The sequence below is a fragment of the Myxococcus sp. AB036A genome, assembly GCF_006547355.1.
In the GTDB taxonomy this organism is placed as follows: domain Bacteria; phylum Myxococcota; class Myxococcia; order Myxococcales; family Myxococcaceae; genus Myxococcus; species Myxococcus virescens.
Window position 1 is genome coordinate 1 of sequence record NZ_VHLC01000171.1, and the last position, 10,615, is coordinate 10,615.

Annotated in this window: 12 protein-coding genes and 1 pseudogene; 5 read left to right on the forward strand and 8 right to left on the reverse strand. The window is 68.1% G+C overall.

The features are described from left to right. Positions 1-242, reverse strand: a pseudogene (locus FL344_RS36990) (alpha/beta hydrolase); the annotation flags it as partial. A gap of 162 nt (positions 243-404) precedes the next feature. Between FL344_RS36990 and FL344_RS36995 the strand changes: the two are divergent. After that, the gene (locus FL344_RS36995) at positions 405-1,355 is read left to right on the forward strand and encodes a hypothetical protein (RefSeq protein ID WP_141621812.1); all 951 of its coding nucleotides are present in this window, start codon (positions 405-407) and stop codon (positions 1,353-1,355) included. 90 nt (positions 1,356-1,445) lie between these two features. Here the strand turns inward: FL344_RS36995 and FL344_RS37000 are convergent, their stop codons facing one another. From FL344_RS37000 to FL344_RS37010, 3 genes are read right to left on the reverse strand one after another with little or no spacing between them, the layout of a single operon-like run. Further along, on the reverse strand, positions 1,446-2,642 hold the full coding sequence (locus FL344_RS37000) for a class I SAM-dependent rRNA methyltransferase (RefSeq protein ID WP_141621813.1): 1,197 nt from the start codon (positions 2,640-2,642) through the stop codon (positions 1,446-1,448). A gap of 4 nt (positions 2,643-2,646) precedes the next feature. After that, a complete protein-coding gene (locus FL344_RS37005) occupies positions 2,647-3,477 on the reverse strand; it encodes an HAD-IIB family hydrolase (RefSeq protein ID WP_194863398.1) in 831 nt (276 codons plus the stop codon). Beyond that, on the reverse strand, positions 3,477-4,616 hold the full coding sequence (locus tag FL344_RS37010; protein ID WP_141594445.1) for a hypothetical protein: 1,140 nt from the start codon (positions 4,614-4,616) through the stop codon (positions 3,477-3,479). Before FL344_RS37010 ends, FL344_RS37005 begins: the two co-directional genes overlap by 1 nt. Positions 4,617-4,659: 43 nt before the next feature. Here FL344_RS37010 and FL344_RS37015 point away from each other — a divergent pair, with 43 nt between their 5' ends. From FL344_RS37015 to FL344_RS37030, 4 genes are all read left to right on the forward strand, one after another. Beyond that, entirely contained in the window at positions 4,660-5,640 is a 981-nt protein-coding gene (locus FL344_RS37015) for a magnesium transporter CorA family protein (protein ID WP_141594444.1), read from the forward strand. A 22-nt stretch (positions 5,641-5,662) separates the two neighbouring features. Next, positions 5,663-6,460, forward strand: a complete 798-nt coding sequence (locus FL344_RS37020) for an alpha/beta fold hydrolase (RefSeq protein WP_141594443.1) — start codon at positions 5,663-5,665, stop codon at positions 6,458-6,460. Positions 6,461-6,545: 85 nt separating this feature from the next. After that, positions 6,546-6,788: a peroxidase gene (locus tag FL344_RS37025; RefSeq protein ID WP_228565642.1), complete on the forward strand. Its 243-nt coding sequence runs from the start codon at positions 6,546-6,548 to the stop codon at positions 6,786-6,788. Between the two features lie 51 nt (positions 6,789-6,839). Continuing rightward, on the forward strand, positions 6,840-7,154 hold the full coding sequence (locus tag FL344_RS37030) for a carboxymuconolactone decarboxylase family protein (RefSeq protein ID WP_141621816.1): 315 nt from the start codon (positions 6,840-6,842) through the stop codon (positions 7,152-7,154). Positions 7,155-7,171: 17 nt separating this feature from the next. On the opposite strand, the gene FL344_RS37035 is transcribed toward FL344_RS37030, so the two are convergent. The 4 genes from FL344_RS37035 to FL344_RS37050 form a co-directional block, all read right to left on the reverse strand. After that, on the reverse strand, positions 7,172-8,341 hold the full coding sequence (locus FL344_RS37035) for a hypothetical protein (RefSeq protein ID WP_141621817.1): 1,170 nt from the start codon (positions 8,339-8,341) through the stop codon (positions 7,172-7,174). Continuing rightward, positions 8,338-9,837 (reverse strand): hypothetical protein, encoded by a 1,500-nt coding sequence (locus FL344_RS37040; RefSeq protein WP_141621818.1) that lies wholly within the window; start codon positions 9,835-9,837, stop codon positions 8,338-8,340. Before FL344_RS37040 ends, FL344_RS37035 begins: the two co-directional genes overlap by 4 nt. Before the next feature lie 185 nt (positions 9,838-10,022). Beyond that, positions 10,023-10,400, reverse strand: a complete 378-nt coding sequence (locus FL344_RS37045) for a hypothetical protein (protein WP_228558619.1) — start codon at positions 10,398-10,400, stop codon at positions 10,023-10,025. 36 nt (positions 10,401-10,436) lie between these two features. Beyond that, a partial coding sequence (locus FL344_RS37050; protein WP_194858709.1) for a membrane dipeptidase occupies positions 10,437-10,615 on the reverse strand: 179 nt, incomplete at its 5' end.

A 10,615-nucleotide genomic window follows, 5' to 3' on the forward strand; every position in this document is an offset into this window, starting at 1 on the left:
CGCTTGCCCTGGCTGGCCCCCACGCCCCGGTGATTGAAGCGCAGCGTCGGAAAGCCCGCGTTCGCCGCCGCCCAGACGAGCTCCGCCGCGATGACGTGGTCCATGCCGCCCCCTTCGTCCGGCCGGGGCGGAATCACGAGCAGCGGCGGCACCCGGCTTCCCCGGTGCGTGGTGCCCTCCATGACCTCCGCCCCCACCGGCACCAGCGTCGCGCGTTCGAGGAACTGACCTTTCTGGACCATGGCTCACCATAAACCCCTCCCCCCCTCGCGCGGCCGCGCACACGCACCATCCGACAAGAACCCACACGCGATTTCACGTCGAATCTTCTCCAACCGGAAACTTCCTGCTGGATTCGAGGACAATGGGGAAACACCCCCAGTTTCCGCAGGAGCCCCCACCCCATGAGCACCATCCAGCGCGGACGGAACAGCATCGCGCAGCCCCCCCGCAGCACCGCCGACCGCGTTCGTGGAAGTGGGTCGACCGCCACCAACACCGTGCAGCCTCCCGTGACGGGTGGCGCCGCTCAGCGGGGCGTCGTGGTGGATGGCTTCGACAGCCGCTCCGCGCAGACGCGCGCCGTGGGTGGCGTCTTCACCGCGCCCGCGGGCTCCAAGGACAAGGTCTTCGACGGCAAGCTGGTGGGCGCCGGCGGCCAGACGTTCGAGCCGAATACGCCGCTCAACCAGGTCCCCGCCTTCGTTCCGGCGAACAACCCGAACGCCACGGCGACGGTCGTCTACGTCAACGGCATCAGCACCAACAAGGACGGCCAGGCGCGCGAGCTGCAGGCCCTCGCGAACAGCACCGGCATGCGCGCCATCGGCGTGCACAACGCCACGTCCGGAATGCTCGCCGACGTCATCCAGGCTGCGAAGGACAAGCTGAACAAGGGCAAGAACCCCGCGGTCGACTCGCTGTCGGACATCATCTACTCCGAGCTGAAGGCGGGCCGTGACATCCACCTGATGGGCTACAGCCACGGCGGCCTCATCACCTCGCGCGCGCTGAAGGATGTCGGCAACCGGCTGCGCATCGAAGATGGGATGTCCAAGGCGCAGGTGGAGCAGCTGCTCAGCCGCGTCAACGTGGAGACCTTCGGCGCGGCGGCGACCACCTACCCGGACGGCCCCAACTACGTGCACTACGTCAACAACAAGGACGCCGTGCCTGTCATCTTCGGCCAGGGCAGCAAGGGCTGGACGCCGGGCGACCTGTTCCGTGACGCTGGCAAGGGCGCGCAGGTCCACCACTTCTCCGAGAAAGGCATGTTCAGCGGCGCCCACTCGCTGACGGAGACGTACCTGAACCACCGCGTCCCGTTCGAAGAGGGCCGCGCCGGCAACTTCTGAGTCACCCTTCCCTACCGGGAAACAGCGGAGGCCACGAGGTGATGAACCTCGTGGCCTCTTGCGTTTCAACCCGCGATTCGCAGCGGCGGGCTACACGGACTGCAGCACGTAGAACTTGAGGTACTTCCCCTCCGGGAACTGCAGGCGCACCGGGTGGTCCGGCGGCTGATAGCGCTCCTCGACGAGCGCCAGGTCCACGCCCGCCTTGAAGCCCGCCTCGCGCACCGCGCCCATGAAGTCGTCCGGGCTCACGCGCGCCGAGCACGACGCCGTCGCCAGCAGCCCACCCGGCCGGAGGATGGCCAGTGCCTGCCGGTTGAGGGACGCGTACCCGTCAATGGCCGCCTGCACCGCGCGCTGGCTCTTCGCGAAGGCGGGCGGGTCCAGGATGATGAGGTCGAAGGTGCGGCCCTCGTCCTTGAAGGACTGGATGATCTTGAAGACGTCCGCCGCCAGGAAGTCGTGCTTCTCCGCGGCGATGCCATTGCGCGTGAAGTTCTCCCGAGCCAGCGCGATGGCGTCCGGGTCCTGATCCACGGAGAAGACGCTGTTGGCCCCGCCCAGCGCCGCGTTGACGGAGAAGCCACCGCTGAAGCTGAAGCAGTTGAGCACGTCGCGGCCCTTGCCCAGCCGCCGGATGAGGTAGCGGTTCTCCCGCTGATCCAGGAAGAACCCCGTCTTCTGCCCCTTCCAGGCGTCCACCAGGAAGGTGGCCCCGCGCTCGCGGATGGGAATCAGCTCCGGGGCCTCGTGGCCGAAGAGCATCTTCCCGGAGCCGCGTCCCTCGTCCTCATCGACGTCGTCGCGGCCGACCTCATCACGGCCGATGATGCCCTTGAGCCCGGGCACGCCAGCCTTCAGCGCCTCGATGAGGAGCGGCCGGTACGGTGTGAGGCCCGCGGAGTACAGCTTCATCACCGCCCAGCCCGCGTACAGGTCCACCACCACGCCCGGCAGGCCGTCGCCCTCGCCATGAATCAGGCGGTAGCTGTCCGTGTCGGTGAGGTCAATGAGGGCCGTGCGCTCGGCCAGGGCCTGACGCACCCGCCGGGTGATGAAGCCCGCATCCACGGTGTCACGCGAGTCGCGCGTGAGCACCCGCACGGCGATGGCCGAGTGCGGGTCGTAATACCCGCGCGCCACGAACTTCCCGTTCTCCGTCAGGTCCACCACGCTGCCGGCCGGAATCTTCGGCACGTGCTCCAGCGCCTTGCGGAACACCCACGGGTGCCCCGCGCGCAGGTGGCGCCCCAGTCCACGCGCCAACTCCAGCTTCACGACATTCACGGTGTCACTCCTCACGGGCCGCGCCGCGGCCCCTCCGGGCCAGGATGGCGCGAGCCAGTTCCTCGAAGCCCCGCCCCTCGGGCGCCCGGGTGATGAAAGCAGGTGGCGCCTCGATGCGGTCCAGGACGGCTCGCACGTTGGCCACGCCCACGCCCAGTCCAAAGGCGGCGAACATCGGGGCGTCGTTGAAAGAATCCCCGGCGTATACATAACGGCCGTCACGCGGGTCCAGCCGTTCGCCCCACGCCGTCCGCGCGAAGCGCCGCGTGGCGCTCAGCTTGTCGAAGCGGCCCAGCCAGCAGTTGATGTGGATCGACGAGCGCACGGCCGTCACGCCTCGCCCGACCAGCAGGGACTCGATGCGGTCCGCCCCCGCGGTCCCCAGGCGAGCCTCCTCGTTGTAGTCCACCGCCAGGTCCACTTCCGTATACGCGCTGTCCATGGACAGCCGCGCGCCGGGCACCTGCTTGAGCACCCGGGCCACCTCGGACTGGAGCCGCCGCCGGTTCGCCACCCGCTCCGCCGGGGCCTCCGCGTAGACCTTCCGCAGCCGGCCATGCGCGCCCTTCAGGAAGAACAGGCCACCGTTCTCCACGATGACGCCGTCCACGGGGAGCTGCCGCGCCCAGGCCTCTCCCCAGCCCGCCGGGCGGCCACTCACCAGCACCACGCGCAGGCCCGCGGACGCCAGGCGCTCCAGCGCCCGCACCGTGTCCGAGCGCAGCTTGTGGTCCGTGGTCAGCGTGCCATCCACGTCGGTGAAGACGCCCTCCACGCGGGACAGGTCGGCCTCGCGAAGCGGGCGCGGGGCTCGCGCCTTCAGGAGCGCCTTCATCACATCACGTCCAGACCGGCGAGCAGTCCCTGGAAGGTGGCGATGGTGGACCGCAGCTCGTCGGGCGAGAGCTGGCCCACCTGGAGTTTGCGCGCCTTGCGCAGGAAGGCGTCCAGCTCCGTCGCGCGTCCGTAGAGGGACTGGCCGCTGCCGGCCGCCTCGGCCAGGGCCCGGGCCGCGCCCGCGGGGTCAGAGCCCACCAGCGACATGGCGCGCTCCAGCCGGACGCCGCACGACGCCCACACCTCGCGGTCATGGATGATGAGCAACTGTCGCTGGTTCACCGCGGACAGGCCTTGGACGAAGGTGTCCAGGGCCTCCACCACCGTCACCAACTCCGCGCGGGAGGGGCTCGGGAGGATGGCCAGGCGGCCGACCTCGGCGCGCATCTCCACGATGTGCCGCTTGTCCTGCGCGCGCAGATTCCGGTACGCGGCCGTGCGCCCGAAGGCGTCCATTTCCGTCTGGAGCTGCTGGGCATTCCACTGCACGTCCTGGGCCTCCGCATCGCGGACCTTCTTCAGGCGCGCGGTGAGGATGCGGCCCAGGTCGGCGGTGATGGCGCGGACCGTTACCGCGGCCTTCACCTCCGCCGCGTAGCCCGGCACCACCTGGGCCCGCGTTGCCTCGCCCAGGAGGCTCGCCGACTCGAACACCAGGTTGCTCATCTGCTCGCGGAACCGGGCGCGGATGCGCTGAACTTCCGCCAGCAGCGTCCACCGGTCGCTCATCACCGACGGGTTGCGCATGGCTTCGCCCAGTTGGGTGATGCCCTGGGCAATCTGGCTCATCGCCTCCTGGAGGATGCCGACGGGGGCCTGCGTGCTCGCGCCGCCCGGGGACGGCACGGGGAACTCTTCCCGGATGACGTTCAGCAGCCCGTTGACGTCCATCACCGTGTCACGGATGACGGGCGCCATCTCTTCCCACAAGGAGAGGTCCGGCGAGGAATCCACGACGGGCGTTTCGTACCGCACCAGGTCGAGGTCGCTCAGCCGGGAGATGGCGTGCGCGGTGGCGACGTACACCTTGCGCAGGCGGCCGGCGAACGCCGGATCCGGATGGGACTGGAGGATTTCTTCGAGCCTCGCGGACAGCGAGGCCTGGGGGGTCTCAGCGGCTTCAGACACGGGTGTCACACTCTAGCGCTCGACTTCCGCGCGGGGGAGTTCTAGCACTCGCATGCGGGCCATGCCGCTGGCTTGGGAGCGCTACGGGATGATTCAGGTCTGTCTTGTGAAGGACGGTCAACTTCTCACCGGTGGTGAAGAGCTGCTGGGCGAGGAAGGCCGGAAGTGGATCGACGTCCTTCATCCGACCGAGGAGGTGTTGGCCCGGCTGGCCGCCCAATTCGGTCTCCACAAGCTGGCCGTGGAGGACTGCCTCCACCTGGACCAGCGGCCCAAGCTGGAGGAATACCCCAACCACCAGTTCGTCGTCCTCCAGGGATTCACCGTCATGGGCAAGGACATCTGCGAACTGACGCTGCACGAGCACCACTTCTTCCTGGCGAAGGACTGGCTCATCAGCGTCCACGAGCTCCCCTTCGCAGGCCACGACACCGTGATGCGCCGCGTGAAGGAGGACCCGCATGCGACGCTCATCCGAGGGACGGACTTCGTCTTCTACATGCTCGCGGACGCGTTGGTGGATGCGCAGTTCCCCATCCTCGACACATTCAGCGACGAGCTCGAGGACCTGGAGGCCGCCATCTTCGACAAGCCGGAGAAGTCCCACCTGCAACGCATCTTCGCCATGAAGCGGATGCTCGTGACGTTCCGGCGGGTGCTGTCGCCCCAGCGCGACGTGGTGGGCTTGCTGTCCCGGCGAGGCATCTCCCATGTCCACGAGAAGACGACGCTCTACTTCCGTGACGTGTACGACCATCTGGTGCGGCTGTACGAGCAGATTGATGCCGGGCGCGACATCATCGGCAACGTGATTGACGGCTACCTGTCCATGGTGGCCAACAAGACGAACGATATCTCCAAGCAGCTCACCATCTTCGCCACCATCTTCCTGCCGCTGTCCTGCATCGTCGGCTTCTTCGGGCAGAACTTCGACCGGCTCTATACGAACGGCGCCTGGTACCTGATGTGGGCGTCGATTCTCGGGCTGCCGGTGGGGATGGTCTTCTGGTTCAAGCACAAAGAGTGGTTCTGACAGTTCCGCGAGGAGAGGAAACATGCTGACCGTCACCGTGGATGGCGTCCCCCTGCACTACCGGGACGAGGGCAAGGGCCCACCCGTGCTGCTGCTGCATGCGTTTCCGCTGAATGGCAGCACCTTCGACAAACAGGTGAAGGCGCTGTCGGGGCGCTACCGCTTCATCATCCCGGACATCCGAGGCTTCGGTGAGAGCGCGCTGGGCGAAGGCCCCACGGAGATGTCCCGCATCGCGCGTGACGCGCTGTCGCTGCTGGACGCGCTGAATCTGGACACCGTGGTGGTGGGTGGAGTGTCCATGGGGGGCTACGCCGCCATGGCCCTGCTGCGCGAGGACGCGGGGCGCGTCAGCGGGCTGGTGTTGATGGATACGCAGGCCACCGCGGACGACGCGGAGGGCAAGGCGCGCCGGGAGACCTCCGCGACACAGGCGCTGGAGGTCGGCGTGGAGCCCATCATCCAGGCCATGCTTCCCAAGATGGTGGCCGCGGGACCGGACTCACCGGTGGCCCAGGAAGTGGCGGCACTGATGCGCGCGGCTTCCCCCGCGAGCGTCGCGGCCGCGCTGCGCGGCATGGCCCTGCGTCCGGACAGCAAGGACATGCTGGCGCGGTACGCGGGCCCGGCACTCGTCATTGTGGGCGAACATGACGCCCTCACCCCGCCGGCCAAGGCGAAGGAAATCGCCGGGCTCATCTCCGGAGCGAAGCTGGAGGTCATTCCGGATGCGGGGCACCTGGCCAACCAGGAGCAGCCCGAGCGGGTCAACGCCGTGCTGGATGCCTTCCTGACGTCGCTTCAGGGCCCCAGCGCCTGAGTGCAGGCTGGTGGCACGCCGTGGCCCATGCGAGCATGCGGGCTGGACATTCCAGCCCGCTGCCGCCGAGGGTGCCGTGGACCGCATGCATCTGCAGGACGTCGAGGACCGCGAATCCGATGGCCACTACGGCCGGCTGATTCGCATGGCCCGAGAGGTGGGCTCTCCCGTCCCGCAAATCTGGCACCTGTTCGCGTACAAGCCGCGATTGGGCGAGGCCCTGTCCCGCTTCACCCATGAGGTCATGCGGGGCCCTTCCCCGCTGTCGCCCGGACTGAGAGAGCTGATTGCCGCGTACACGTCTCGCGGCAACCAATGCTTGTTTTGAACGGGCTCCCACGCCGCGGTCGCGGCGGAACTGCTGGGCAATCCCAACCTGGTGAAAGCGGTCCTGGAGGACGTGGCGACAGCCCCCATCTCCGAGGCCGAAAAGGCCCTCTTTGCCTTCGTGGACACCCTCAACCACCGTGCGGCGCAGGTGGGACGGGAGGACATCGCACACTTGAAGGACGCCGGGTGGACAGACGAAGCCCTCTTCGACACCGTGACGGTGTGCGCGCTCTTCAACTTTTACAATCGATGGATTGACGGCACCGGCGTACAGGACATGCCCGCGGAGATGTATCAGCGCAGCGGGCAGCGGATGGCCGCCACAGGCTATGCGCCGCCGCCACCCGCGAAGCCCGAGGAGTAACACCGCCGCGCGAGCGCTCAGCGGCGATGCTTCCGCTGGGCGGCTTCGAGGACGGAGTCCTTGAGGAGATAGCCGAATCCGGCGTTTCGCAGGCGGAGGGACAGGTCGCTGACCGTGGTGCGCAGACGCTCCGCCGTGTCCTCCAGATGCCAGTCGCACTGGGCAAGCTGTGACAGCAGGTAAGCCCGGCGCGTCTGTGCCGCCGACAAGCGATACGTCTTGAGGTACTCCAGAGTGCCGTCCGTACTGACGATGGCCTCGCCGATGTGGTTCTCCTCTGCCGGATCCAGCGAGGTGTGGAAGCGCTGGAGGAGAAAACCGCCCGCCTTGTAGACACGGGTGGACGACATGCTGGCACCGAAGAGGCTCCCAGCCATGAAACCGTGGAAGTCAGCCCAGTCCTGGCGCATGCGGTGCACCTCGTTGCGCAAGTCCTCCAAGCTGGACACCCGAGCATCATCCAGGGTGAGCCCCAATTCGGGCGCGTCCCCCAGGAATCCGTACTGGAGCAGCAGGTCGCCATAGAAGTCCTCCACCAATGTCCTGTGGAGCGCGCGATAGTCATCCGGGTGCGCGACGACGAAGGCCGACAGCAACACGTCCGCGTTGAACAGCAGCAGGCCCACCTGCTGTGGATGGATTTCGAAGGTGCGCAGCGCCCCATCCAGCATGGGCGAAGCCCACCCAGGGACCGAGCTCTCGGACCGAGGGTCCAGGCCTCGCGAGAGGCCCTCGCGTGAATACTCGGCCCAGGCAGTCTCCGGCCCACCGAACTGCAAGGACAGGAAGCCCTCCATGGCCAGATGCAACGGGAGCATCCGAAGCTGGCGGCGGTCTTCACGGTGCACCATCCGGTGCAGCAGCCGGATGGAGAAGGGGCCCGCCTTCAGGCGCTTCCCGTCCTCGGGTTGCAGCTGCGTTCCATAGACGGCTTCCGCCTGACGGTTTCCCCACGTCATGACCAGGCCGTGAGGAACATACGAGATGTACTTGAGGCCAGGCTCTTTCAGCCCACCCTTCACCGAGACGACCGCGGCCACGTCGTCGTACGTCCGCAAGGTCATGCGGAGGTCGCCACGCACCTCGTCCCTCAAGACTGGCACCAGCCGGATGCCGCCCCAGACCTGAGACGGAGCCAGCCGCAAGCCCGCGGGCTCCAGCCGTTGAATGAGCCGTGCGTCCGTCATGATTCGCCCTCCTCCGCCGGCGGCGCATCCTGACGGCGCCCCTCGTCATGGCCCTGCGAGCCCCCAGCGTCCCGCTGCAACATCGCGCCCACGCGCGACGCGAGGTAGGCCTCCAGCTCGGAGAGCGACGCCACCCCCTCCGCGAAGCGCGCGAAGCCCAGCACCGTGGGCACGTCCTCCGCGTCCCGGACCCCCACCGTGGGCACGGCCGCACCGAAAGAACGGGGGGCATACCCCTCCGAATCGAACACCGGATTGACGTGGACCAGCGCCGTGTGACGCTCCGGGTCGAGCTTCGAGCGGAATACGCGCGTCAGCTCGGCCACCGCCTTGGGCGGGTCATTGTCGTAGCCGTCGGAGACGATGACCACCAGGTCGGCGCCCCAGGCCAACGCCTCCAACAACGGCGTGGCGATGTCCGTCTGCCCTCGCGCACTGACGAGCAGAGGCTCCTCCACCGGGCACGTCCACCACGCGCGGTACTCCCGGGCGGCAGTGGACAGCAGGTAGTGCGTGGCCAGTGCCACACCGAGCGGACGGCGGCGCTTCTCCAGCGACCCGGACGACGAATAGCTGTTGTCCAGAATCGCGGCCACCCGCTGCAACGGCGACGGGGCCCTGCGCAGGACGCGGGACGCGGCCTGCTCCAGCGCGGCGTGCAGCTCCGCGTAGCGCTCGCGGCGAACCTCCGGCGACAGAGCCAGGACATACAGCGCCAGCTTCGTCAGGGATGCCCGCCCCAGGTCCACCGGGGGCGGCGTCCCGCGCTCACGCGCCGCGGATTCTTGCAGGCGCAGGCGCTCCGCCGCAGTGAGGCGCGGCTCGATGCGCCGGAGGAACACCTCGCGGGAGATGCCGTGCTTCACCGCCAGGCCCTCCGCCACCGTGTACGGCAGCTCGTACAGGGCCTCGTGGGTGTAGTGCGCGCGGCGAAAGGTCTCCAGCAAGGGATGGGTGAAGGAGCGCTTCTTCCAGCCTCGGAAGAGGAACAGCCCCAGCTCTCCCTCCAGCTTCAGGTGTCCGTGGGACACGGCGGCGCGCAGCTTGGAGCGGTACTTCACGGCGTCGAAGGCCAGGTTGGCGCGACCGTGCACGAAGTCCCGAGCAACCGCACGCGCCCGGCGGTTGTTGATGCGCCGGCCGCGCAGGGACTCCAGGACACGGAAGGCCCGCTGGGGCGGCAGGGCGCGCAGCGCGGCGGCGATGAGCGCGCCCTCCTCCGCCTTGTCCCGGGCATCCGCTGGGCTGCCACTGGCGAGCAGGTTGAGGATGATCTGCGCTTGATTGAAGTGGTTGATGCCCGCCGCGAGCGTCCGTGCATACAGCCGGCGGTAGTTGCCCAGGATGTACTGGTGCAGGAACTCGATGGAGACGGACTGGCCGCGCGCGTCGCCGTAGAACTCCCGCTGCCCCGTGCAGGAGAAGCAGGCGTTGACGAACATCACCAGGTCTTCGCGGGCGACCTGCTCGACTCGGGCTTCCGCCAGTGCGGCCATCCTGTGCACGTCCTCCCCGGGCACCCGGGCTTGGGAAAGGAAGCGCCGCTCGGGGAAGAGTGAAACGACCGCGGGTCAGGCTCCAAAGGCTTGAATCGGAAGTCGCATCGGAGTCCCGCGAGCGGCGCGCCGAGGCTACCACACGATTCGAGGCGAGGGACCTGACACCCCGGCCAGCGCCAACCTCAGGGCTGGCACGTCACCTGGCTGTTTTCCACCGTGCAGGCGGAACAGGTCGCCGTCTCCGTCAACACGCCCTGGCGGCACTCCAACACGGCCTGGCCGTCCGCGCGGCACAGCCCCGTGCCCTCGGCGCTGGAGGCACAGGCGTCCCCCGCGACGTTGTTGGACGTATCACACCGCACGGCCTCCGACGTTTCACGGCAGCCCAGAGGCCCCCGGCAGGGCAACTCACGCCAGGTGCCGCCCCGGCACTCCAGCGCCAGCACCCGCTCCTGACAGACGAAGCCGCCGCCATCGCAGTCGCCTCCCGCGCTCGGGCCACAACCAGCGAGGAGCAGAGAGCCAACCAACGGGACGAGTGCGAAAAGTGAGCGGTTCATGGGCACCAGCCAATATTTCGAGCGTCCCGCCGCCGGTCAACCACCCAGTGTCTCCTGGAAGAAACGACGGAAGTTTCCACCCATGACGCGTTCCACCCAGGACGGTGGATGGCGGCGCAACAGCGCCTCGGTGAGCAAAGGCAACCCGGTGACATCCTTCATGCCACGGGGAAGCGGCACCATTCCGTCGTAGTCTGAGCCCAACCCCACCCCGC

Coding starts and splice junctions, on each gene's coding strand:
- FL344_RS37035 (WP_141621817.1), bottom strand. CDS start 8,341: ATGACGGACGCACGGCTCATTCAACGGCTGGAGCCCGCGGGCTTGCGG.
- FL344_RS37040 (WP_141621818.1), bottom strand. CDS start 9,837: ATGGCCGCACTGGCGGAAGCCCGAGTCGAGCAGGTCGCCCGCGAAGAC.
- FL344_RS37045 (WP_228558619.1), bottom strand. CDS start 10,400: ATGAACCGCTCACTTTTCGCACTCGTCCCGTTGGTTGGCTCTCTGCTC.
- FL344_RS37015 (WP_141594444.1), top strand. CDS start 4,660: ATGCGGGCCATGCCGCTGGCTTGGGAGCGCTACGGGATGATTCAGGTC.
- FL344_RS37020 (WP_141594443.1), top strand. CDS start 5,663: ATGCTGACCGTCACCGTGGATGGCGTCCCCCTGCACTACCGGGACGAG.
- FL344_RS37025 (WP_228565642.1), top strand. CDS start 6,546: ATGCATCTGCAGGACGTCGAGGACCGCGAATCCGATGGCCACTACGGC.
- FL344_RS37005 (WP_194863398.1), bottom strand. CDS start 3,477: ATGAAGGCGCTCCTGAAGGCGCGAGCCCCGCGCCCGCTTCGCGAGGCC.
- FL344_RS36995 (WP_141621812.1), top strand. CDS start 405: ATGAGCACCATCCAGCGCGGACGGAACAGCATCGCGCAGCCCCCCCGC.